The sequence below is a fragment of the Microlunatus sp. M237 genome (assembly GCF_056896895.1).
This window is the reverse complement of the sequence record NZ_JBXHBL010000003.1, coordinates 538,210-560,280: the sequence shown is the minus strand read 5'-3', so window position 1 is coordinate 560,280 and position 22,071 is coordinate 538,210. Positions and strand designations below refer to the sequence as shown.

20 protein-coding genes are annotated in these 22,071 nt (G+C 66.5%); 14 read left to right on the top strand and 6 right to left on the bottom strand.

The genetic code is table 11. The features are described from left to right. Window positions 1-16 precede the first annotated feature (16 nt). The 4 genes from AC1XX3_RS13645 to AC1XX3_RS13630 are packed head-to-tail and all read left to right on the top strand — an operon-like array spanning window position 17 to window position 4,243. Window positions 17-1,174 (top strand): ABC transporter ATP-binding protein, encoded by a 1,158-nt coding sequence (locus tag AC1XX3_RS13645; protein ID WP_483321682.1) that lies wholly within the window; start codon window positions 17-19, stop codon window positions 1,172-1,174. Next, window positions 1,174-2,361 carry an ABC transporter ATP-binding protein gene (locus AC1XX3_RS13640; RefSeq protein WP_483321681.1) on the top strand — a complete coding sequence of 396 codons (1,188 nt, stop codon included), beginning with the start codon at window positions 1,174-1,176 and terminating at the stop codon, window positions 2,359-2,361. Before AC1XX3_RS13645 ends, AC1XX3_RS13640 begins: the two co-directional genes overlap by 1 nt. Next, a complete protein-coding gene (locus tag AC1XX3_RS13635; RefSeq protein ID WP_483321680.1) occupies window positions 2,358-2,903 on the top strand; it encodes a hypothetical protein in 546 nt (181 codons plus the stop codon). The genes AC1XX3_RS13640 and AC1XX3_RS13635 overlap by 4 nt, the downstream gene beginning before the upstream one ends. Next, the gene (locus tag AC1XX3_RS13630) at window positions 2,903-4,243 is read left to right on the top strand and encodes a serine hydrolase domain-containing protein (protein WP_483321679.1); all 1,341 of its coding nucleotides are present in this window, start codon (window positions 2,903-2,905) and stop codon (window positions 4,241-4,243) included. The genes AC1XX3_RS13635 and AC1XX3_RS13630 overlap by 1 nt, the downstream gene beginning before the upstream one ends. 47 nt (window positions 4,244-4,290) lie before the next feature. On the opposite strand, the gene AC1XX3_RS13625 is transcribed toward AC1XX3_RS13630, so the two are convergent. Both AC1XX3_RS13625 and AC1XX3_RS13620 read right to left on the bottom strand, forming a co-directional pair. After that, complete coding sequence (locus tag AC1XX3_RS13625) at window positions 4,291-4,689, bottom strand: RNA polymerase-binding protein RbpA (protein WP_483321678.1); 399 nt, start codon at window positions 4,687-4,689, stop codon at window positions 4,291-4,293. Window positions 4,690-4,939: 250 nt separating this feature from the next. Then, window positions 4,940-5,917 (bottom strand): aldo/keto reductase, encoded by a 978-nt coding sequence (locus tag AC1XX3_RS13620; RefSeq protein WP_483321677.1) that lies wholly within the window; start codon window positions 5,915-5,917, stop codon window positions 4,940-4,942. A gap of 789 nt (window positions 5,918-6,706) precedes the next feature. Here AC1XX3_RS13620 and AC1XX3_RS13615 point away from each other — a divergent pair. The 7 genes from AC1XX3_RS13615 to AC1XX3_RS13585 all read left to right on the top strand — a co-directional run bounded on the left by AC1XX3_RS13615 (window position 6,707) and on the right by AC1XX3_RS13585 (window position 14,016). Next, window positions 6,707-7,165, top strand: coding sequence for a class I SAM-dependent methyltransferase (locus AC1XX3_RS13615; protein ID WP_483321676.1), 459 nt, complete (start codon window positions 6,707-6,709; stop codon window positions 7,163-7,165). An 81-nt stretch (window positions 7,166-7,246) separates the two neighbouring features. Next, window positions 7,247-7,525, top strand: a complete 279-nt coding sequence (locus AC1XX3_RS13610; RefSeq protein ID WP_483322109.1) for a TetR family transcriptional regulator C-terminal domain-containing protein — start codon at window positions 7,247-7,249, stop codon at window positions 7,523-7,525. A 67-nt stretch (window positions 7,526-7,592) separates the two neighbouring features. Further along, entirely contained in the window at window positions 7,593-8,510 is a 918-nt protein-coding gene (locus AC1XX3_RS13605) for a phosphotransferase enzyme family protein (RefSeq protein ID WP_483321675.1), read from the top strand. Between the two features lie 189 nt (window positions 8,511-8,699). Next, complete coding sequence (locus tag AC1XX3_RS13600; RefSeq protein WP_483321674.1) at window positions 8,700-9,485, top strand: class I SAM-dependent methyltransferase; 786 nt, start codon at window positions 8,700-8,702, stop codon at window positions 9,483-9,485. 636 nt (window positions 9,486-10,121) lie between these two features. Continuing rightward, the gene (locus AC1XX3_RS13595) at window positions 10,122-11,603 is read left to right on the top strand and encodes a sulfatase-like hydrolase/transferase (protein WP_483321673.1); all 1,482 of its coding nucleotides are present in this window, start codon (window positions 10,122-10,124) and stop codon (window positions 11,601-11,603) included. Then, on the top strand, window positions 11,600-12,874 hold the full coding sequence (locus AC1XX3_RS13590) for an ABC transporter substrate-binding protein (protein WP_483321672.1): 1,275 nt from the start codon (window positions 11,600-11,602) through the stop codon (window positions 12,872-12,874). Before AC1XX3_RS13595 ends, AC1XX3_RS13590 begins: the two co-directional genes overlap by 4 nt. A 65-nt stretch (window positions 12,875-12,939) precedes the next feature. Continuing rightward, on the top strand, window positions 12,940-14,016 hold the full coding sequence (locus AC1XX3_RS13585; RefSeq protein WP_483321671.1) for a LacI family DNA-binding transcriptional regulator: 1,077 nt from the start codon (window positions 12,940-12,942) through the stop codon (window positions 14,014-14,016). Here AC1XX3_RS13585 and AC1XX3_RS13580 read toward each other — a convergent pair. The 3 genes from AC1XX3_RS13580 to AC1XX3_RS13570 form a co-directional block, all read right to left on the bottom strand. Then, entirely contained in the window at window positions 14,013-15,485 is a 1,473-nt protein-coding gene (locus AC1XX3_RS13580; protein ID WP_483321670.1) for a CHAP domain-containing protein, read from the bottom strand. The genes AC1XX3_RS13585 and AC1XX3_RS13580 overlap by 4 nt on opposite strands. Window positions 15,486-15,566: 81 nt before the next feature. Further along, window positions 15,567-16,286, bottom strand: a complete 720-nt coding sequence (yczE, locus tag AC1XX3_RS13575; RefSeq protein WP_483321669.1) for a membrane protein YczE — start codon at window positions 16,284-16,286, stop codon at window positions 15,567-15,569. An 86-nt stretch (window positions 16,287-16,372) separates the two neighbouring features. After that, on the bottom strand, window positions 16,373-16,978 hold the full coding sequence (locus tag AC1XX3_RS13570) for an HhH-GPD-type base excision DNA repair protein (RefSeq protein ID WP_483321668.1): 606 nt from the start codon (window positions 16,976-16,978) through the stop codon (window positions 16,373-16,375). Between the two features lie 1,069 nt (window positions 16,979-18,047). Between AC1XX3_RS13570 and AC1XX3_RS13565 the strand changes: the two genes are divergently transcribed. From AC1XX3_RS13565 to AC1XX3_RS13555, 3 genes are all read left to right on the top strand, one after another. Then, window positions 18,048-18,239 (top strand): hypothetical protein, encoded by a 192-nt coding sequence (locus AC1XX3_RS13565; protein ID WP_483321667.1) that lies wholly within the window; start codon window positions 18,048-18,050, stop codon window positions 18,237-18,239. 359 nt (window positions 18,240-18,598) lie between these two features. Continuing rightward, window positions 18,599-19,030: a CBS domain-containing protein gene (locus AC1XX3_RS13560; RefSeq protein ID WP_483321666.1), complete on the top strand. Its 432-nt coding sequence runs from the start codon at window positions 18,599-18,601 to the stop codon at window positions 19,028-19,030. Window positions 19,031-19,153: 123 nt separating this feature from the next. Further along, complete coding sequence (locus AC1XX3_RS13555) at window positions 19,154-20,596, top strand: GH1 family beta-glucosidase (RefSeq protein WP_483321665.1); 1,443 nt, start codon at window positions 19,154-19,156, stop codon at window positions 20,594-20,596. Here the strand turns inward: AC1XX3_RS13555 and lpdA are convergent. Beyond that, window positions 20,586-21,983 (bottom strand): dihydrolipoyl dehydrogenase, encoded by a 1,398-nt coding sequence (gene lpdA / locus AC1XX3_RS13550; protein ID WP_483321664.1) that lies wholly within the window; start codon window positions 21,981-21,983, stop codon window positions 20,586-20,588. The genes AC1XX3_RS13555 and lpdA overlap by 11 nt on opposite strands. Window positions 21,984-22,071 lie beyond the last annotated feature (88 nt).

The following is a 22,071-nucleotide window of genomic DNA, read 5'->3' as shown; positions in this document are numbered from 1 at the left end:
GAGAAGAAGTGAGGATATGAGAAGAACACGCAATACCCCATCCGCACCGAGCAGCCCGGACGTCCGCGTTCGCAACGGCTCGCAGCCCGATGACGCGATCCTGTCCGTCCGGGACCTGGCCGTCGAGTACCGCACGGCGCTCGGGAAGGTGCGTGCCCTCAACGGGGTGACCTTCGATGTGCGCCGCGGCCGGGTGCTCGGGGTCGTGGGGGAGAGCGGCAGTGGCAAGAGCGTCACGGCCCGCGCGATCCTGCAGATCCTCGAGCGTCAAGGCCACCTGACCGAGGGATCAATCGTCTTCCAGCCAGGCACTGACGCCAAGGGTGAACGACTTCAAGAGGCCCGGGCGGACCAGTCGGCGGCCACCACGGAGTCCGGTGGCATCGACCTCACCAAGCTGGGCCCGACGAGCGACGCCATGCGAGCGATCCGTGGCGCCGAGATCGCGATGATCTTTCAGGAGCCGATGTCGTCGCTGAACCCGGTCTACACCGTGGGCTCCCAGATTCAAGAGGCGATTCTGCTGCATCAGACCCCGGACAAGAAGCAGTCCTGGGATCAGGCGGTGGACATGCTCCGCCAAGTCGGGATGCCGAATCCGGAGCGCATCGCGGAGTCCTATCCCCACCAGCTGTCCGGCGGCATGCGACAGCGCGCCATGATCGCGATGGCGCTGTCCTGCCATCCTGCGCTGCTGATCGCCGACGAGCCCACGACGGCGCTGGACGTCACCACCGAGGCGCAGATCCTGGCCCTGATGCGTCGGCTGAAGGACGAGATCGGAATGTCGATCATGTTCATCACCCACTCCATGGGCGTGGTCGCGCAGCTCTGCGACGAGGTCATCGTCATGTATCAGGGCCGAGTGGTGGAACGCGCCTCGGTGGACGACATCTTCTATCGTCCCAAGCACCCGTACACGCGGTCACTGCTCCGCTCGATCCCGCGGATCGGCGCCGCCGAGCACACTCCGCTTGAGGTCATTCAGGGCTCGGTGCCCGATCCGTATGCAACCGTGCCGGGGTGCACCTTCCATCCGCGCTGCCCGGATTTCATCGGCGACGTCTGCCAGACCGTGATCCCGCCGGAGACGCTGCTCGCCGGCGGCCACGGCGTACGTTGCCACCACTACGACGACCAGCGCGCCCTGGCCGGCACGACGACGGAGGCGTGATGACGACCGAGATCAAGCGTGAGAGCCAGCCCGCGGCGACCGAGCACGGTGATCGGACGGGCGACGGCGAGGCGTTCGAGGGTCCATTGCTGGAGGTCCGCGGACTGCAGAAGTATTTCCCCATCAAGGGTGGGGCGTTGCGCCGCACCATCGGCCAGGTGAAAGCGGTGGATGGGGTCTCGCTGAGCGTCAACCGCGGCGAGACGCTTGCCATCGTGGGGGAGTCCGGCTGCGGCAAGTCTACGACCGGGCGGACCATCATCCGGTTGGAAGAGCCCACCGGCGGTGAGATCGTGTTCCGTCATCCCGAACTCGGCGCGGTACGGGTCGACAGTGCCGACCGGAAGACGCTGGAGAAGATCCGACCGCGGATGCAGTTCATCTTCCAGGACCCGTTCGCCTCTCTCGACTCCAGAATGACTGTCGGGCGGGTGATCGCTGAGCCGTTGGTGATCAACAAGGTGCTGCAAGGGCAGGCGCTGCGGGACCGGGTGGCCGAGCTGCTGACGCTGGTCGGCTTGCGACCCGAGCATGCCAGCCGCTATCCGCACGCGTTCTCCGGCGGGCAACGCCAGCGCATCGGCATCGCCCGGGCCCTGGCGCTGGATCCGGACCTGATCATCTGCGACGAAGCAGTGTCCGCTCTTGACGTGTCGGTGCAGGCACAGGTGATCAACCTGCTCGAGGACCTCCAGGACCGACTGGGACTCACCTACCTCTTCATCAGCCACGACCTGTCGGTGGTGGAGCACATCTCCGACCGGGTGGCGGTGATGTACGTGGGTCGGGTCGTGGAGATCGGGGACACCAAGGACCTGTTCGCCCGCCCGCTGCATCCGTACACCGAGGCGCTGTTGGCCGCCGTGCCGCAGCCGGACCCACGGAATCGGATGGAGGTGGAGCCGCTCAAGGGGGAGGTCCCGAGCCCGGCGAACCCGCCATCGGGCTGCTATTTCCACAACCGCTGCCGCTACGCCCAGCAGAAGTGCACCGACGAGACTCCGGCGCTGCGGACCATCGCAGCCACCAGCGGCGGGTCCGCCGACGGCGCCGTGCGTCCCCGTGAGGTAGCCTGCCACTTCGCTGAGGAGCTCGAGCTCTCGGGCGCGCTCGTCGCCTCCCCGGCTGCGTTCCGGGCTGTCGAGCCTGGGACGATCGACGAGCTGACGAGTGAGGACCAAACATGAGCGAGCGGCCCGAGCGAACCGGTCGACCACAGTTCACCGGCGTTACCACCTACACAGACCCTCACGGACGATACGAGTTCCGCCATCCGTCGAACTGGTTCCGGGCTGAGCTCGACGCCGGCCTCGACGGTGTCATGGTTGGGCCCGACCGGGAAGACGAGGCAACCCACTTCGCCGTTGCCCTCACCGACCTCGAGGTCGGAGTCGTCGCAGCGGACCTGGACGTCCTTCGCAACGGCTTCGACGACGGCCTGGCAGCTCTGCCGGACCTCGCGGTGGAAGACGTACGCGACGACACGTACAACGACATCATCAAGCTTGAACGGACGCTGACGTTCACTGAGGGCGGCGCGCCCCGCAAGAGGCGGATGTGGAGTCTCTACGCCGACCACTGGCAATACACGGTCGTCTATCAAGGTGCATCCGTGAGCGAGTTCCATTACTGGTTGCCCATGGGAAACTACTGCTTCACGGCGTTCCAACTGCCGATGGCGCTCTGGTTCGCGACCGACCCTGTCGTCGGCGGGCAGTCGCAGCGCTAATGAGCAGTCCGCCGGATCTGCGCGCCGGCAGTCGCGCGTTCGCGGATCTGACCGCCTGGCTGGATGGGCGGCTGGCGGACAACGGGGTGCCGGGTGCGGCGCTCGGCGTGATCGTCGGCAACGACGTGTTCACCCATGCCTACGGAGTCGAGCAGGCGGGTTCGACGAAAGCGGTCTCCCCAACGACGACGTTTCGGGTCGCCTCGCTGACAAAGGTCTTCACCGCCGCCGCCGCTGCTCGAGCGGCACGCGCCGGCCGGATCGACCTCCATCGACCGGTCAGGACTGTGCTCGCCAACTTCGGCGTGGCCGACGCCGAGACGAGCGCAGCGGTCACGACCGCGCACCTGTTGTCACACAGCGCCGGCTGGGCCGATGCACTCGAGCCAGACTCCGATCATCTCGGCTCCTACGTCGAGCAGATGCGAGTCCTGCCACAGGTGGCGCCGGTGGGGGAGTATCTGAACTACAGCAACTCCGGTTATGTGCTGGTGGGCCACCTGCTCGCCACCGTCGCCGGACGGGCGTACGAGCAGGTGATCACCTCCGACGTGACCGAGCGGCTCGGGCTCGCCACGACAGGTTTCGCGTCCGAGGCCTCAGCGCTGGCGCCCGCCGCGCTCGGTCACACTGTGGGGGACGACGGCCCGGTGGTGGTCGAGCAGGGAAGCCCGCCGCGCGCGGCGAACCCGGCTTTCGGCCTGGTCTCGTCCATCGAGGACCTGCTCACCTTCCTGGGGGCGCAGCTCGAGGATGGCGGTGACCAGTCCTCGCCGTTCTCCGGCATGCTTGACACCCTGGGCCATGGGGGTTCGGTCGGGCCAACCATTGTCGATGGCGTCGGCATGGGCTGGATGCTGCGAGATGTCGCCGACCATCCGATAGCCATGTCGCAGGGCAGCGACGCTGGCTACTGTGCCGGCATGGCGTTCGCCCCGGCGGATGACTTCGCGGTCGTGGTGCTGACCAACAGCGATGCGGCCCTGATGCTGGTCAACGACACGCTGTGGCAGGCAGCGTCGCAGTTCCTCGGCGCGACTCTGCCGACCCCGCCACCGCTCACCCCGGACCCGGCCGAACTCGAGGTGCTCTCGGGCAGGTTCGCCCTCTGGGACGGCATGTCCTTCGACGTTCGAACGGCGCCCGGCGGTGTGCTGCTCACCACGACCGTGGGCGGCGAGGCCGTGCCTGACCTCAGCGGTCCACTGGCGCTGACCGCTGGGGATCACGGATCACTGGCCGCCCTGGGCGGTCACGTGTGGTTCGACTTCGTGCGCGGCCCTGACCGGACAGTCGACTGGCTCCGATTCGCGGGACGGCTGGCGCCAAGGGTCGGTTGAGGCCTGGGGGAGTGCAGCCGGCCTCAACAAGCTACCTCGTACGGGAGTCAGGACTTGCGCGCGCGTGCCTTCTTGGGCCCGTCCATCGCGATCCGCTCGTAGACGTTGGGACCGATCACGCCTGATTTGATCAGCTGCAGACGCTCGGCCAGGAGCTCCTCGAGCTCAGGCAGCGAACGACGTTCGCGCAGCATGTCCCAGTGGGTCCGGACCGGCTTGGTCTCCACCTCTTCGCGGCGGTGCCCGTCGGAGCGGAGCGACGCCTGGCCGCACCGGGTGCAGTCCCAGACGTCGGGCAACGTGGCTTCGTCGGAGAACACGATGGCGAAGTGGTGCCCGGCAGGGCAGTCGAACTCGAGCGTCTGCCGCGGAGAGAGGGTGACTCCGTCGGTGTTCTCGAAGCTCTTGGAGTTGAGCCCGGAGGCCTTGAGACTTGAGCTGCGCATAGTGGCCTTTCAGTGGCGGACCAGTGGAGTGGCCGCCGGACGGGATGGGTGGAGCCCTCCACAGTACCGCGCTCTCGGCGGGGAGCCCGAACGGAAGGTGGTGCGGCTGATCCCGGCCGCTGCCGAAACACGTGACCCAGGTCCCGAAGCCGTGGTTGTGATCTGCTGGGTGCGGGCCGACGTTGGCGCCCGGGCGTACCCCCTCCGCAGGGCCGACCAGACGTGCGGACTTGGAAGCTGGGCGGTCGACCTACTCGTGGCCCTGGATTGTGTGTGGGGTGTACGCGGCTTCCAGCTCCTCGATCTCATGTCCATCCAGGGTGATGTCCACGCTGGTGAGCGCCTCGGTCAACTGCTCGGACTTGGTCGCGCCGACGATCGGCGAGTGCACGTACGGCTTGCTCAGCATCCAGGCGAGGGCGACGCCCGCGCGCGGCACGCCGCGCTGGTCAGCAATCTTGGCGACCGCCTCGACGATCGCCTTGTCGTCGGCGTCGTTCGGTGACGGCTCACGGTCGCTGCTCTCGGAGCGGGCGGTGCCGCGGACCCCCCAGTCACGCACCAGTCTGCCGCCGGCCAACGGGCTCCAGGGGATGACACCGACGCCGGTCGAGGCGCAGTACGGCATCATCTCCCGCTCCTCTTCGCGGTACAGCAGGTTGTAGTGGTTCTGCATCGAGATGAACTGCGTCCATCCGTTGGCCTCGGCAACGTTCTGCAAGGCCTGGAACTGCCAGGTCCACATCGAGGAGGCGCCGATGTAGCGGGCCTTGCCGGCCTTGACGACGTCGTGCAGCGCCTCCATCGTCTCCTCCATCGGTACCTCGGGGTCGTAGCGATGAATCTGGTAGAGGTCGACATAGTCCATGTTGAGCCGGCGGAGGCTGTTGTCGATCTCGGCCAGAATGGCCTTGCGGGACTGGCCGTGGCCATAGGCGCCGGGACGCATCTCGCCGTGCACCTTGGTGGCGACAACGACGTCGTCGCGATCGACGAGTTCGCCGAGAATCTTCCCGGTGATCTCCTCCGAGCGTCCTGTCGAGTACACGTTGGCGGTGTCGAACGTGGTGATGCCGGCGTCCAGCGCCTGCTTGATGATCACTCGACTCTCGTCCTCGCCGAGGGCCCAGGAGTGGCGGCCGGAACCACCGCCGAAGCTCATGCATCCCAACGTGATCTGGGAGACCTTCAAGCCGCTGTTGCCAAGTCGCACTACATCCACCGTCATACTCGCTCTCCTGGGGCGTCGCTTTCCGTCGGTCTGCTCCCGGATCCGGGCCAGGCCTCATAGTGAACAGCATCCCCCGGGCACCATCCGCTCCACTCGGGGGATCTGCCACCATCCTTAACCCGATCGGGCCGCCCCTAAACGGCCTCAGCGCATCGGCAGGGATTGCCGCTGGTGCTGGGTCTCGTCCGGGCGGATCTCGGATTCTTCGCGGGAGAGTTCTACCGCAGCCTGGGCTTCGCGAGTCGGCGACCTCCTTCTGTAGGCAGCATTGATCCGCGGTCGCGTCGTCACTGGACCTGAGTCACATCATGGCCACATCTGCACTCATGGAGATGATGTTCCATAACCGAGGCATAGCCGTCGTTTACAGTGTAAAAGAGGCATTATGCGTGATTTTCTCGGGGTTCTCCGCACGACCGTCCACACCACCCGGCGCGTCCGCGGACGTTTCCAGCTCTCCTCAGCCCGTGCCACCGGCACGGCGCCCCGGTCAGGTGCTCGCTGCACTGAACAAAGCCACGGCGCGCCCGACGACGGGGGAAACCGCGTGGATCCGAAGAATCGAATGCCTCCGGAGCCTACTTTCGACGTCGCCGCAAGTGCTCGAGATGAGCGACTTCGGGGCCGACCACACCACAGGTACGACAACGGTCAGGTCGAAACCGCCAATCGAGTCGTCCGGACAGTGGGCTATATGACGACGTCGAGCAAGCCGCCGGCCTGGGCCTATCTCCTCTTCCGTCTGGTCCGCGAGCTGAATCCGTCCAGCGTCGTCGAGCTCGGCGCATGCGTCGGGATCTCGTCGTGCTACCAGGCTGCTGCTCTCGAACTGAACGGGCACGGTCGCCTTGTGACGCTCGAAGGTGCCGACGCCCTGGCCGCCCGCTCGGCCCGGTCCATCGAGGAGCTCGGACTGCAGCACCGGGCCGCGTCCAGCTCGGCCGCTTCACCGACACCATCGACGACGTCCTCGCCGAGATGCGGGCTGTGCAGATGGCCTTCATCGACGGTCACCACGTCGAAGAGGCGACGCTGGCCTACGCCGAGGCGATCATCGCCGCGGCCGCTGACGAGGCCGTGCTGGTGTTCGACGACATCCACTGGTCGCCAGGGATGAAGCGCGCCTGGCGGGCCATTGTCGAAGACCCGCGATATGCGCTGACGGTGGAGTTGCGCCAGGTCGGTATCGCGGTGCTCAGTCGGTCGGCGACGACTCGTCAGTCGATGTCGATCTCCTACAGCTGAGACTCGACGAACTGCCGCAACGCCGCGTCCACCGGTTAGGGGTGGTGTAGGAAGCATTGTGCGCTCCGGGCTTCAGGATCGCTGGCCCGCGACAGGGGGCACTCTCGACTGACAGCCCAGATCTACGCCGAGGCCGCACTGTCCCCGGCCCTGGCTGAAGTCGTCCAGCGACAGCTCGCGGAACTCCGCGCCAAGGTGGTGGAGCTGCTGCCAACGACGCCGAAGAAGCACGCCGATCAGGTTGCCGAAGCATTCGTGGCCATCTGCGTCGGCTACAGCCAGCAGTTGGCGGTCCGTGGGGATGTGGATCCCGCGCCCTACGGCGCAGCATTGGCAGCTGTGGTCGATCGCGCCGCCTGATCGACCGCCGTGCCGAGTTGCGCTGCTGCACCCCGACGAGGAAGGTAGTGCAGTGCGTTCGGTAGTCATGCAGGCCGCCGAAGCCTTCGGGCTCGGCGAGGTCCGTCAGGCGGTACGGGTGGCTGGTGGACTGTCGAACGACATGTGGCGGCTCGACACGAGCGGCGGGAGCTTCGCCGTCAAAGTCATGCAGGTCAACGCCGAGCGCGCCGGATTCCGCGACAACATCGAGGCGGCCTTCGCCATCGAGATGGCGGCCTTCCGAGCGGGTGTTCCGTGTCCTGAACCCGTGCCCAGTCAGGACGGGGGAGCGCTGCTGCGACTCGGGGGACACTGGGTGCGGGTACACCGTTGGTGCGAAGGTCGCACGCCTCAGGTCGCTGAGCATCTTGGCGAGGCCGCACGACTCCTGGCGCGCATCCATGAGGTGGGACCCCGGCAGCTGGTTGCGCTTGCCGACGAACCCACAGACATCGGGGAGTGGGAGAGCCTCGCCGAACGGACCGGACTTCCACCCGAGCTTGCGGCACGCCTCCGCAGCGCAGCCCCAGAGCTGGCGGAGCTGGAATCCGCGACCGCAGCTGCGCCTGGTCTGCTCGCCGTCTGCGCCCCGTCTCACGGCGACCTTGATCTGAAGAACACCATCCTGGTCGATGATCAACTTCTCGCTGTTGACTGGGATGCCGCCAGCAGCGTTCCAGTCGCGCGTGAAGCCGTCAGCCTCGCCCTTGACTGGTCCCATGACGTGAGCGGGTTCCAGCATGTGATCAGCACGTACGTGCAGTCTTCGGGCATGGACCTTCCCACAGGTCCGTGGGTCTTCGGCGGTTGGGTATCGGCGTTGGCGGGTTGGCTGTCTTACAACGCCACCCATCGCGCCTCGTCCGAACTCGGTCAACGCGAGGTGTCCACGACGTGCGACCGCCTGTTGGCGCTCCATCGCTCGCTTCGGATCTATCAGGGTGCTCTCGAATACGTTGAATAGCTGACGCCGAAGCGTGGGCGACCCTCGTGCGCCAAGGGCGGCCGCCACTTCGGCGCGAGACAACCGCGCTCGTGCAGGCCTTTCGACTCATGGCGGCTACCGGCCCGCGTTGCACCAGGTCGGACCTGGCAGCGATCACGGGTGACCTCTATGCTCGCTGGTGTGGCGGAGTCGGGCGACGCTCGGGAGATGACGAGTTCTCAGACGGCCGGTGATGGGGATCCGAGCCTGCCGTGGCTGGAACTTGCTCCGCACTATGAGCAGGCCCGGGCCAAGGAGGATTCGCTAGATCGGCTAATAGAGTGGCCGGCGCAGCGGGAGCTTCTCGGTGACGTCACGGGGCGGTCGGTGCTCGATGTCGGTTGCGGCAGCGGAAGCAAGCTCGCTGAACTAGCTCGAGACGGTGCAACGGCCTCTGTCGGTGTCGATATCAGTGGCAACTTCCTGCAGGCCCCGCCGCCTGACGTGGAACTCATCCGCGGCGACCTTTCTGAGCTGGCTACGGTGCCCGGGCTCGCTGGTCGGACGTTCGACCGGATCTTGTTCCTGCAGTCCTTCGGCTACGCGAAGGATCCAGTCCGCACGCTGCGGGCGGCGCGGGCGCTGCTGGCCGACGACGGATTCATCCTGCTCACCAGAACGCACCCGATCCGATATGCCGTTGAACGGGTCGAGCAGAACCAGACGTCCTTGGGGGAGGAGTACTTCTCCACGGCGCCGTACTCCTACCGCAGCGGCTGGAACGACCAGATCGCCCTGACCAAACGTCCCTACACGATCTCCGACCTGATCAACGTGTTCAGTGCGGCAGGCCTATGGATCGAGACCGCGATGGAGCCTCAATTGTCTGAGGATGCCCGTCGCCGTTATCCGCACAAGCAGGCGTGGATGAACAAGTACCTCGGCATCTTGCTCTTCAAGCTCCGGCCTCATCTCAGCTCCTCGGTACCACCTGGCGTTACAGGGACGGGTTGACGAGATCGTGGCCGGCTGGGCTGAAGGCGGCTGGGGCGAAGAGAGGGGTGTATCACCGATATTGCGCGTCCCAACGAAGGACGATCTGACATAATGTGGCTTATCGGACAAACCCGGGCACGGGCGCTGAGGAGAGAATCCACGCCCACTCCCGAGGCCAACATGGATGATCCCAGTCCTCTAGTCGCGTCGCCAGGTCTGTAGAACAGGCACTTTGGTGTTCTCATGTCGCGTATCGGCCATGACTCTAGTGAGATCCAGCACCGACTGAGTCCGAACGTGCGTGTCGGCAAACAGCTGATTTCGGGTCCCAGACGTTGCACCGCCTGACTCTCCTCTAGATCGGAGCGCTGGTGCCGAGGCCCGTCTTGTGGCGGTCGAACCACAAGAGCTGACCAGCGAGCCTCCAGCCTCGGTCTATGGAGTTGCGATGTCGCCGCAATGTTTGCATGGGCACATCGCGGACAACTCCCCTTCCACTCTGTACAGCGCTGTAAAACACGGCCATACTCGTCCGTAGGCATCGCCGCCGCGGAAGACCGACCGATGGTGAAATCCGGTGCCGTGACGAAGGGAACTTCGCTGTCAACGTCAGCGCCGACCGAACCGAGCCCGCGACACCGTCCAAACATCGTAATGATCATGACCGATCAGCAGCGGGCCAACTTCACGGCCGCCTCCGGATTGTCGTGTGACACGATGCCGGCGCTCGATCGCATCGCGCGGGACGGGGCCAGCTTCAGCCACGCCTACACCAGCTATCCGGCGTGCGTCCCGGCACGCACCAGCCTGCTGACAGGCCGGTTCCCGACCGCGCACCGAGTCCGCCAGAACAGCACCGCTGGGCACGCCTACTACAGCCAGGACCTGCTCGACGTCTTGCGCGACTCCGGCTATCGCCTGCACTTCGCCGGCAAACCGCATATGTACCGGGAACCGTCAGACTTCGACAGCTATGCCGGTCCCTACTGGCACAGTCGCGGTCCCGAACGCGACGACGCTGACGCGGAGTTTGACGCCTGGCTGGACCAACTGGACCACGGGGTGGCCCAGGAACCGACCCCGTTCCCCCTCGAGCGCCAGCTCCCCTATCGAATCGTCTCGGACGCGATCGAGGTCCTTGATCACGCAGACGCGGCCGATCCACTCTTCCTGTGGGTGTCGTTCCCCGAGCCGCACAACCCGTACCAGGTGCCCGAGCCATACTTCAGCCTCTTCGCCGAGGACGACGTGCCCGAGCGGATCGCCGGACCGGAGGCGCTGCCAGCCCTGACCAAGCGGTACCGGTGGCTCCACGCCCTGGTCGAGACCAAGCGGCCCGGGTACGACGACGGCTGGCGCCGCTACCGTGCCAACTATCTGGGCATGTTGCGGCTGATCGACGACCAGATCGAGCGGTTGCTGACCGCCTTGGGCGATCGCGCCGACGACACGCTGATCATCTTCGTCTCCGATCACGGCGACTACGTCGGCGAGTACGGTCTGCAGCGCAAAGGCGCCGGCATGTCTGACTTCCTGATGCGCATTCCCCTGGTCTTCTCCGGCGGCGGGGTCACACCCGGCCAGCGACGCAACGAGCTCGTCTCCATGGTGGACCTCTTTCCCACGGTGTGCGAGCTGGTCGGCGCCGACATCCCGCCCGGTGTCCAGGGCCGCAGTCTGCTGCCGCTGCTGCGTGGCCAGGACGCCCCGGCGGCGGAGTTTGAGAGCATCTACGCCGAGATGGGCTACGGCGGGCAGTCCTATGGCGAGGACGAGCGGCCACCGCTGCACTTTCCCTACGAGGGACCGACGTTCGACGAGCTCAACAGCGTGACCCACAGCGGCGGTGAGCGGATGGTCAGGCTCGGCGACCACAAGCTGATCATGGATGATGCCGGCGACGGACAGCTCTTCGACCTCGCCAGCGATCCCGCCGAGCTCGACAACCGCTACGACGACCCGAACCTTGCCAGCATCCGCGACCACCTGTTCCGGGCGCTGGTGCGTTGGATGATCCGGGTCGCCGACGACCTCCCGGTCGGGGCGTACCAGGCCAAGACCGCAGACCACAACTGGCGCTGGGATGTCTCGACGTCCACAACTGCCGCCACTCCAAGCACCGGAGGTGCCACATGACCATGTCGTTGAGTCGCAGGGGTTTTCTTGGACTGAGCGCGGCCGCAATCGCTGCCGCGACCGGCTGCGGTCCCGATGCAGCGGGGTCCGACAGCGAGCTGCGGCTGTCCTGGTACGGCGGCGAGCCGGTGCACAAGGCGATGGACGCCGCCGTCAACGCCTATACCGCAGACCACACCGAGGTGAAGGTCGGCACCGAGCGCGCACCGTTCGGCGACTACTGGGACAAGCTGGCCACCCAGACGGCCGGCGGCAAGGGCCCGGACGTGTTCCGGATGTCGATGAGCTATTTCTCTGAGTACGCCGAGCGTGGCGCATTGCTGGATCTCACGTCAGCGATCGGGTCGACGATCAAGGTGGACGGCCTCGACCCCGACGTCGCTACCAGCGGCGACATCGGCGGCAAGATGATGGGCATCGGACAGTCGTCGATCTCGCAGGCATCCTTCGTCAACCCGAGTCTGGCCGAGTCGGTCGGCGGCTCCATCCCGAAGCAGTGGACCTGGGACAGCTTCGCGGAATTCTGCACAGCGTTCAGCGCCGAGGCGGGCGACGGCAAGTACGGCACCACTGACATCGGGGGGAACTTCCAGATCTTCGACGTGTTCGCGCGCCAGCACGGTTCTGACCTGTTCGGCGAGGCCGGACTGGCCGTGGAAGCATCAGTGATCGAGGAGTGGTTCGCCTTCTGGGACCAGCTCCGGCGTACCAAGGCCGCTCCCCCGGCCGACGTCACCGCCGAAGGCGGGTCCTTCGAGAACTCGCCGTTGTCGAAGAAGATGGCCGTGGTGGAGTTCGGCTGGGTGCAGCAGGTCACCTTCTATCAGCCGTTGCTGGACACACCGGTCGAGGTGGTTCCGGTGCCAGGCAAGCAGGCTGGCTCGCTGGAGGGCCAGTTCCTCAAGGCGCTGGACTTCTGGACCATCGCCGGGTCGACGAAGAACGCCGAAGGTGCCCAGCAGCTGATCAACTTCCTGCTCAACGGCGAGCGGGCGGTCAAGGCCATCGGCGTGACGCTGGGCGTGCCACCGTCCGCCACCGCTCGGCGGCTGCTGGCGGCCGACCCGGACTCCGCTCCGGGACGTGCGATCGCCTATATCGACGCGATCGCTGACCAGGTCGGGCCGTCGCCGGCCGCCTGGCCGGAGGGCTACGGTGAGCTGCAGTCCACCTTCTCCCGGATGAACGAGGACGTTGCCTTCGCCAAGTCGGACCCGGCGAAGGCTGCCACCAGCTTCGCCGCGGAGTCGCAGCGGGTCCTGGGCGGTTGACGGCGTCCCTCGCGTGAGGCGGCTGCCGCGGGCTCGGTGGCCTATGCTGGCGCGATGTCGGTGAGATGCCTGGGCGCAGTCCGGTGAAACCACGCCTGACCGACGTCGCCCTCCGGGCGGGCGTCTCGATGAAGACAGTCTCGAACGTCATCAACGACTTCCCGTACGTGTCCGAGGAGACCCGCACCAAGGTGCTGGCCGCCATCGACGAGATGGGATACCAGCCCAACCTCTCAGCCCGGAACCTGGCCCGTGGCCGCGCCGGAATGATCGCGCTGGTCGTGCCTCAGCTGGACATGCCGTACTTCGCCGCCTTGGCCATGCAGGTGCTCGAAGCGGCCGCCGCCCACGGTTGGGTGGTGCTGATCCAGCAGACCAAAGGTGACCTGGCAGCGGAGAAGGCTGCGCTGCGGGGACAGTTCGGTCAGCGGATCGACGGACTCATTCTGAGCCCGACCCGGGTGCGACCCACCGATCTCCGGTCCCGCCCCGATCCCGGTCCGCTGGTCCTGCTCGGCGAGCACAGCTACCGCGACGTGGCCGAGCGCGTCGCGATCGACAATGTGGCCGCCGCCAGAGCCGCCGTCACCCATCTGCTGGGCCTCGGGCGGCGCCGAATCGCCATGGTCGGCGCTTCGCCGCGGGGACGGTCCAACCCGCGGCTGGTCGGCTACCGTGCCGCGCTCGCCGAGTACGGCGTCGCCGTGCAGGACGAGCTGGTGCTGCCGGTCCCCGGCAACCGCGGCGACGACGGGGAAGCTGCCATGTCCGCCTTCCTCGACGCCGGGCCCACCACGATGCCAGATGCCGTCTTCTGCATCACCGACTGGGTGGCGCTCGGGGTGATCCGGGCCCTGCAGGTTCGAGGGCTCCGGGTGCCAGAAGATGTGGCGGTGGTCGGGTTCGACGACATCCCGTACGGTCGGACCGCCGCGCCCACGCTGACCACCATCTCCCCCGACCGCAGCCAGATCGCCCGGCTCGCGATCGAGTCACTGCTGGCTCAGCACCAGGCGGGGCGCGCTGGTGCTCCGTACGCGCCACGCGAGATCGGCGCCAACTTCACCTTGGTCGTCCGCGAAAGCACCGTCGGGCCAGGGCCCGTCCGACCGGCCGCCGTGGACCCGCGCAGTCGCGGCTAGCGCTTGCTGCCGGCGTCCTTGACATGGATGAACCGCGCGGCAGCGAACGTGGCGCTGTCGCGCTGGATGGTACGGACGGCGCCATAGCCGCTCCAGCTGTCCTCGCTGATCACCACAGCGCTGGCGGTGACCCGCTCCACGTACGCCACGTGACCGCTCGAGCCACCGCCGTTGCTGTTGCGGTTCCACTGCATCACGGAGCCGACGGTGGGAGTCTGGTCGACGTTGATCTTGGCCTTGGTGGCCTTGGCCCGCCACTCCCAGGCTGACCCGCCGGGCAGTCCCCAGGGCGGGGTGGCGACGCCGGCCATCACCATCCGGTAAGCGACGTAGTTGGTGCAGTTGTGGCCGGCATACATCCGCCAGTAGCTGGTGGAGGGGCGGTAGCCGCTGAAGGTGAGGCAGTCGAAGCTCACCGAGCGGCAGGTTGCGGGCGAGACGCTGCCGCTCGTGCCGCGGGTGGACGACCACAGCGACCGTCCCCGGCTGAACACGACCAGCGTGCCGTCGTTCTGCATCACCAAGACGGCGTCCTTGCCGGAGGTCTTGGTGGACCAGGAGGTCTTCGTCGCGCTCGACACGACCAGGTTGCCGTTGGTCTGCATGGTGGCCATCGCGCCCTTGCCGCCAGCCGCGGATGTCCACAACACCGCCCCGGCCGGGTCGGTGACCGCGATCGTCCCATCAGTGCGCATGGTCGCCTGGTAGCGGCCATCGGGTGACGTGAGAGCTCGACGGGCGGTGAGCTTCTTGCCGCTGCCCAGGGTCGCGGTCACCGCCACGGACGCGGTGCGGCTGCGGCTCGTGGCCCGGCTGATCGCCTTGGTGGAGACGCTGCGGACCCGGAAGGTGTGCGCAGCCGGGTCGCTGATGCGGACGGATGTGCTGAAGGTGCCGGCAGTGGTGATCATGGCCGTGGTCAGCGTGGTCCACGAACCGTTGAGGCTGCGCTGCAGCGACACCTTGGTCCCTCGCAGTGCCGCTGAGGCGGTGCCGGCCACCGTGATCTTCTGGCCGATCGCCGGTCGACCGGGCGTCATCGTGGTGACGGTGATGCTCTGCTTCGCGAGCACCTTGATCAGCGACGTCGTCGCCTGCCCTGACGTTGTCGACGTTTCGGCCCGGAACTCGGTGTTGAGATCGACTCGCACCTTGAACATCCACGCCCCCTTGCTTGAGGACCTGGTCACCGCACTCCTCTGCCAGGCCGAAGATCCCGCGGTGCGCCAACGCAGCGTGACCGGGGTCGACGCGAGCCGCGCACCGGCGACTGTGGTGAGCGTGCCGGTGATCATCACGGTCCCGCCGGCGTCGGCGGTGGCCGGGGCGGCAAGAGTGATCACCGGGGCTGAGGACGGCAGCGCGACGGCCGTGGCCGCATTGAGGAGGAGGACGGCGATCACCGTGGCGAGCAGGGCCTGCAGGGAGCGCAGGCTCGGCGAGGTGACGCGCGAGGAGAGACGACGCACGGAAGGGCTCCTGAAAGACAGACGCGGGAGCAAGTGGTTGCCTCCCCCGGCGCGTCTCACCTGCGCAAGACAATGTGCATGCTATGGACGCGTTTGTCCAGTCCGGGCGGAATCCGTCTCGTCCACGGCTGATGGCAGCTGTACGGCCACCCACGGGAGGAACAGCTGCACCAGCGGTCCGATGCCCAAGGCGTACAGGACGGTGCCCACGCCGACGGTCCCGCCGAGTGCGAAGCCGAGCACCAAGACCGTCACCTCGACCGAGGTACGCATCAGTCGCAGGCTGCGACCGGTGAGCCGGGACAGGCCGGTCATCAGCCCGTCGCGCGGGCCGGCGCCGAACTGGCTGCCCAGATAGATCGCACTAGCCAGCCCGTTCAGCACCACACCGGCGACGAGCAGGAGGATCCGTAAGCCCAACGAGTCCGGGGTGGCCGCGAGCAGCCAGAGGCCGAGGTCGGCGGCCAAGCCGACGACGATGACGTTGGCGATGGTCCCGACCCCGGGCCGCATCCGAAGCGGGATCCACAACATCAACACCACGGCACCGACGGCGATGGTGATCGTGCCGAAGCTGAGCGGCACCCACCGGCTGAGTCCCTGGTGCAGCACGTCCCACGGGTCAAGTCCGAGGTCGGCCCGGATCAGCATGGCCATCGATAGGCCGAACAGCACCAGTCCGACGAACAGCTGAGGGAACCGACGGCCGAGGCGACCGGCTCGCAGCTGAGCCGCCGGCCCGCGAAATGACAGCGGGCTCGTCGTCACTGGAGCCGTTGTCGACGGCGTGCTTTCGGTCACGCTCCTAGTCTGGCGGCCGCTGCTTCAGCGGCGTATCCGCCCCCCAGATCGATCACCGGTCGGCCGAGGTCCGGTCAGCACCATGCTCAGTCCTTGACCGATGCCTTCCGGGCTTCGGCCTTGACGGCCTTCTTGGTCGCTCGAACCTTGGCCAGTGAGTCCTCGTCCACGACGTCGGCGACCGAGCGGAACACGCCGTCTTGTCCGTAGTCGCCTGCGGCCTCGCGCCAACCGGATGGAGTGACGCCGCATCGCTTGCCGAGCAATGCGGTGAAGATCGATGCCTTCTGCTCACCGAGCCCTGGCAGTGCGGCGAGCGACGCCTTGAGCTCGGCGCCGCTGGCCGCCGCCGACCAGAGCCGTGACGCATCGCCGTCGTAGTCCTCGACCAGCACCCGGCACACCTGTTGCACCCGCTTGGCCATGGCTCCGGGGAAGCGGTGGACCGCCGGGCGCTCCGAGCACACGGCAATGAACTCCTCCTCATCCATCGCAGCGATGGCGGCCACATCGAGACCCCCGGTCGAGGTGGGGCCGAGTCGATCGACCAGCACGGCCGGGCCGCGAAACGCCTTCTCCATCGGCACCTGCTGATCCAGCACCATCCCGATCAGTAGCGCGTTCGGGTCTGTCGACAGCAGGCTGTCAGCGACATCGTCCCCCGTCAGGTGGAGTTCCTGGTCTGCAGTCATGTCGTCATTGTGCCCTGCCGCGAGCAGGCGCGGGGTCCATACGATCCGGTGTCAACGGGGGCAGGGATTCAGGCCCTCGCCGCGGTCACCCTGGCCAACTGTGGACGCGTCCTACCCTTGCCCCTCCGTGCTCCACCGACGCGCATGAGCGTGCTGCTCCGTCAGCGGAACGAGTTGTCAGCCCAGTTCCCATTCCTAAATCGGCGACTCGGTTCGGCGGCCAGGATCTTCTTATCTCAAGGACCGCTGGGTGAGATGGCGTCCAATCAGGACCAACTCCTCCGGCGTAGCTGATCTACGCTGAACCTCACGCTTCGGCGCCGAGGATTTATGGTCGATGAGGAATGCCCGCTTCGAGTCGATCAGCAGACCTGGGACGCCCAACGCCGCACAATACCTAGATACTTGGTTGAAGTCGGGCGAAGTCGGCCAATGGCCAGTGCGGGCCAACCGGATCGCGACCTTGACTTCGACGACCGCCGTCGGCTCGTTATGTGCAGTGATGACGTAGTCGGCGATACCGACGCCAGGAATCCTGTATTGGGGCAGCCAGGAAGCTTCCGTTGGTCCACGGAGCGCCATCCGAAGGAGCGGTTCGACGACGTGCTCCTCAACCTGACGCTCCAGCTTTAGCGGTCCGTCCGCCATGCGCGACCATCTTGGGAGGCTTGTACGCGATGGAGTTGGGAGACTGGGGTCTCCTGAAGGCACAACGAATACCTCGGCCAACTGATCATTCGGTGGCCGTGGCGTTCGTGTCAGCCCTGCTACCGTTCGCAGCCGGCGTATCACTCGGGGAGGTACGTAATGCCTCGGTTTTCCACGCAACATCAAGTGGCCGCCGAAAGCGTCCTGAAGTTCAGAGAATCCTATGGGGGGAATCTCAACCAGTGGAGTGTGGGTAATCCACCACTGGTTCATATCCACGTCAGACTTCGCATTCACACCGATGCTCGAGTCGAACCAGGGGTGACATCCCGCACGGGCGACGTATCGGACCTCTTTGCGTGGCGCGATGAAATAGAACAGCAGCAAGTCCCCCGGCTGCGCCTGCGGCGGGGAGGTCCAGATGTACGGCGGACGCGGGTACTTTCTGCGCCGCATCTGCCGCAGTTCGTCCGGCGTCGGATACGACGCGTCGTCACCGATCATCAACCAAGCGTTGACAGGCGGGATGCTGATCAGCTCTGAGGTCGATTGGTACACGGGCCACATCTTCCATGATGACGGTCCGCTTGCTGCAAAGGGGCGGCGCTACTGATCCAGCCCGCGCGCACTAATAATGTGCCTCCGCCACCGTGCAGCATTCCGACCGCGCCGATTCGGCCCACGCCGGTGACGTCAAACCCAGCCTTTCCTCCAGCCGCTCGGCGCCGATCCCCGCCGTCCGGTGCTCCTGGAAGCCAAGGCTTGGACGTCGGTGCAAATCCTTGTAGAAATCCTCCGGCCCTGGAGCAACTCCGACGTTGTCGTGTGCGGCGGCGACATGACGCCTTCCTCCGGATCTCAACGAAATCGCACCCGCCCTGGCCGCCACCCCCACCCCGCTCAGTGACCCAGATCACACCAAGCCCTTTTCACTGACGGTCCGCAGGACTACTGTTTAGCCAGGAGGCACTCATGCGTATCCACGATATTCTTTCCAGCAAAGGCTTCGGTGTCATCATCTTGGAGCCGACTGCCCCCGTGGCCGAGTTGGTGGCGGTGCTGCGTGAGCACAACCTCGGTGCCGTTGTGGTGTCAACCGACAGCGGCCGGACGCTGACGGGGATCGTGTCCGAGCGCGATGTGATCAGACACCTCGCCGACGGCCCGGAGGTCCTCGACGCGCCGGTCAGCTCAATCATGAGCACCGAGGTGCACACCTGCACGCCCGAGGACTCGGTCGACTCGGTGATGAGCACCATGACTGAGCGGCGGATCCGGCACGTGCCCGTGGTCGACGGCGAGCAGGCGCTACGCGGGATCATCAGCATCGGCGATGTGGTGAAATCGCGGATCGACCAGCTGCAGTTCGAATGCGACCAGCTGACCGGGTATGTCTCCGGCTGAGTGACCAGAGCCCGGCGAACCAGCACGATCCGCCGGCCCGCGATCCTTGACACGCCCCGGACCCGCTCCTACGTTGAGCACGCTCCCCCGGTCGGGGTGGGCGCGACCCAGGAGAACGACGTCATGGCCCAGGCTGAGCGTAGATTCGATCCCGACTTCCTGTTCGGCGCAGCCACGGCGGCGTTCCAGATCGAGGGTGCCAACCACACCGACGGACGCACCGACTCCATCTGGGACACCTTCTGCCGTATGCCCGGCGCCGTCATCGACGGGCACGATGGTTCGGTCGCCTGTGACCACTACCACCGCTACGCCGAGGACGTGGCGTTGATGGCCGAGCTCGGCCTCCAGACGTACCGTTTCTCCACCTCCTGGGCCCGGGTCCGACCAGACGGCGGTCCGGTCAACCCCGCCGGCCTCGACTTCTATTCCCGGCTGGTCGACTCGCTGCTGGAACGCGACATCCTGCCCTGGCTCACGCTGTACCACTGGGACCTGCCGCAGGCGCTGGAGGACCAGGGTGGCTGGCGCTCCCGCGACACTGCGTACCGGTTCCGCGACTACGCGATGACCGTGCACGATCGGCTGGGTGACCGGGTCAAGGTGTGGACCACGCTGAACGAGCCGTGGTGTGCCTCGTTCCTGAGCCACATCGGCGGCGCGCATGCTCCGGGGATGCAAGACCCCGCCGCCGGGCTGGCCGCGATGCACCATCTGCTGTTGGGCCACGGGCTGGCCGTCGAGGCGCTGCGCGAAGCCGACCCGGACCTGACGCTCGGGATCACGCTCAATATGACGGTGGCCAAGCCCGTCGACCCGACCAGCGACGGCGACCTGGACGCAGCCCGCCGCATCGACGGCCAAATGAACCGGGTCTTCCTCGACCCCATCTTCCGTGGCGCGTACCCCGGCGATGTGCTGGCCGACCTGGCCGGCCTCGGGCTCGAGAAACACATCCATGACGATGACCTCGCCACCATCGCCGCACCGATCGACGCGCTCGGCGTGAACTACTACCACGGCGAGGCCGTCAGCGACCAGCCGGCGCGCGAGGCGATGGGGGGCGAGGCGCCGACCTCCCGGCCGACCCGCTCCCCCTTCCCCGCCGCCGACGGGGTGCATGTCCATCCCCAAGGACTGCCGACGACCGACATGGGCTGGGAGATCCAGCCCGACGGCCTGCGGGAGCTGCTGGTGCGGATCCACCGGGAGTACGCGGAGCCGGCCGGCGTCGACCTCTACGTGACCGAGAACGGCGCAGCCTTCGACGACCAGGTCGGGCCCGGCGGACAGGTCAACGACCAGCCCCGGGTCGACTTCCTGCGCGCCCACCTCGGCGCGGTCCTGGACGCCCGGGACGAGGGCGTGCCGGTGAAGGGCTACTTCTACTGGTCACTGCTGGACAACTTCGAGTGGGCCTGGGGCTATCACAAGCGGTTCGGCATCGTCCGGGTGGACTACGACACCCAGCAACGAACCTTCAAAGCCTCCGGATCGGAGTATGCCCGGATCATCGCGGCCCGCGCCCTCGCCGCCGACCCCGGGACCACGCAAATCAGAAGTTGATCATGTGACCGCTGATGCCGTGAGCGGCTTCCTTGAGCGACTCTGACAGCGTCGGGTGCGCGTGGATGTTGCGCGACACCTCTTCGGCGGTGAGGTCCCACAGCTGGGCCAGGGTGAGCTCCGGCAGCAGCTCGGTGACGTCCGGGCCGATCATGTGGGCGCCCAGGATCTCGCCATACTTGGCGTCGGCGACGAGCTTGACGAAGCCGGTGGCGTCGCCCAGGCCATGGGCCTTGCCGTTGGCGGCGAACGGGAACTTCGACACCTTGACGTCGTAGCCCTTGTCCTTGGCCTGCTGCTCGGTGTAGCCGAACGAGCCGATCTGCGGCTGACAATACGTCGCCCGCGGGATCATCTCGTAGTTGATCTCCTGGGTCTCGGCGCCGGCGATCACCTCGGCTGCGACGATCCCCATCGCCTCGGCGGTGTGGGCGAGCATCAGCTTGCCGGTCACGTCGCCGATCGAATAGATGTGTGGCACGTTGGTCCGCATCAGCCCGTCGATCGCAATGGCTCCGCGCTCGGTCAGCTCCACGCCGGTGTTCTCCAGCCCATAGCCCTTCGTCCGCGGCGCGAAGCCGATCGCCTGCAGCACCTTGTCGGCCTCCAGCACCTGGCTGTCGCCGCCGTTGGACGGGCTGACCGTCACCTTGACGTTGTCACCGGTGTCCTCGATCGTCTCCACCTTGGTGGACAGCAGCACCTTCACGCCGAGCTTCTTGTAAGCCTTGAGCAGCTCGGCGGCGATCTCCGGATCCTCCAGCGGCACCATCCGCTCGGCGTACTCCACGATGGTGACGTCGACGCCGTAGTTCTTCATCACGTACGCGAACTCGACGCCGATCGCACCCGCGCCGGCGATGATGATGCTCTTCGGCAGCTCCGCGGTGACGATCTGCTCCTCGTAGGTCACGACGCGGTCGCTCAGCGACGTGCCCGGAAGGATGCGGGTGGTGGCACCGACGGCGATGATCACGTTGTCGAAGGTGACGGTCGTCTCCGACTTGTCCCCCTTCACCTGCAGCGTGTTGGCGTCGGTGAACTCGGCCCAGCCATTGATCTCGGTGATCTTGTTCTTCTTCATCAAAAAGTGCACGCCTTTGACCATCCGGTCGGCGACACCGCGGCTGCGCTTGTGGGCCGCGCCGAAGTCGAAGCTCACGTCGCCGCTGATGCCGAAGGTCTTGGCGTCAGCCGTGAAGATGTGGGCCAGCTCGGCGTTGCGGAGCAGCGCCTTGGTCGGGATACAGCCCACATTGAGGCAGACACCGCCCCAGTACTTCTCCTCGATGATGGCCACCGATTTGCCGAGCTGTGCCGCGCGGATCGCGGCGACGTAACCCCCAGGGCCCGCCCCGAGGACAACGACGTCATAGTGTGCAGTCATAGTCGGATTCTACGAGCAACGACCGCACGGCGTGACTCCGGGTGTGTCCCCCGGCCGAAGCCCGACACGCTGACGATCTGCAGATAAT

Coding starts and splice junctions, on each gene's coding strand:
- AC1XX3_RS13645 (WP_483321682.1), top strand. CDS start 17: ATGAGAAGAACACGCAATACCCCATCCGCACCGAGCAGCCCGGACGTC.
- AC1XX3_RS13640 (WP_483321681.1), top strand. CDS start 1,174: ATGACGACCGAGATCAAGCGTGAGAGCCAGCCCGCGGCGACCGAGCAC.
- AC1XX3_RS13635 (WP_483321680.1), top strand. CDS start 2,358: ATGAGCGAGCGGCCCGAGCGAACCGGTCGACCACAGTTCACCGGCGTT.
- AC1XX3_RS13630 (WP_483321679.1), top strand. CDS start 2,903: ATGAGCAGTCCGCCGGATCTGCGCGCCGGCAGTCGCGCGTTCGCGGAT.
- AC1XX3_RS13625 (WP_483321678.1), bottom strand. CDS start 4,689: ATGCGCAGCTCAAGTCTCAAGGCCTCCGGGCTCAACTCCAAGAGCTTC.
- AC1XX3_RS13620 (WP_483321677.1), bottom strand. CDS start 5,917: ATGACGGTGGATGTAGTGCGACTTGGCAACAGCGGCTTGAAGGTCTCC.
- AC1XX3_RS13615 (WP_483321676.1), top strand. CDS start 6,707: ATGCGTCGGGATCTCGTCGTGCTACCAGGCTGCTGCTCTCGAACTGAA.
- AC1XX3_RS13605 (WP_483321675.1), top strand. CDS start 7,593: ATGCAGGCCGCCGAAGCCTTCGGGCTCGGCGAGGTCCGTCAGGCGGTA.
- AC1XX3_RS13600 (WP_483321674.1), top strand. CDS start 8,700: ATGACGAGTTCTCAGACGGCCGGTGATGGGGATCCGAGCCTGCCGTGG.
- AC1XX3_RS13595 (WP_483321673.1), top strand. CDS start 10,122: ATGATCATGACCGATCAGCAGCGGGCCAACTTCACGGCCGCCTCCGGA.
- AC1XX3_RS13590 (WP_483321672.1), top strand. CDS start 11,600: ATGACCATGTCGTTGAGTCGCAGGGGTTTTCTTGGACTGAGCGCGGCC.
- AC1XX3_RS13585 (WP_483321671.1), top strand. CDS start 12,940: ATGCCTGGGCGCAGTCCGGTGAAACCACGCCTGACCGACGTCGCCCTC.
- AC1XX3_RS13570 (WP_483321668.1), bottom strand. CDS start 16,978: ATGACTGCAGACCAGGAACTCCACCTGACGGGGGACGATGTCGCTGAC.
- AC1XX3_RS13565 (WP_483321667.1), top strand. CDS start 18,048: ATGTACGGCGGACGCGGGTACTTTCTGCGCCGCATCTGCCGCAGTTCG.
- AC1XX3_RS13560 (WP_483321666.1), top strand. CDS start 18,599: ATGCGTATCCACGATATTCTTTCCAGCAAAGGCTTCGGTGTCATCATC.
- AC1XX3_RS13555 (WP_483321665.1), top strand. CDS start 19,154: ATGGCCCAGGCTGAGCGTAGATTCGATCCCGACTTCCTGTTCGGCGCA.
- lpdA (WP_483321664.1), bottom strand. CDS start 21,983: ATGACTGCACACTATGACGTCGTTGTCCTCGGGGCGGGCCCTGGGGGT.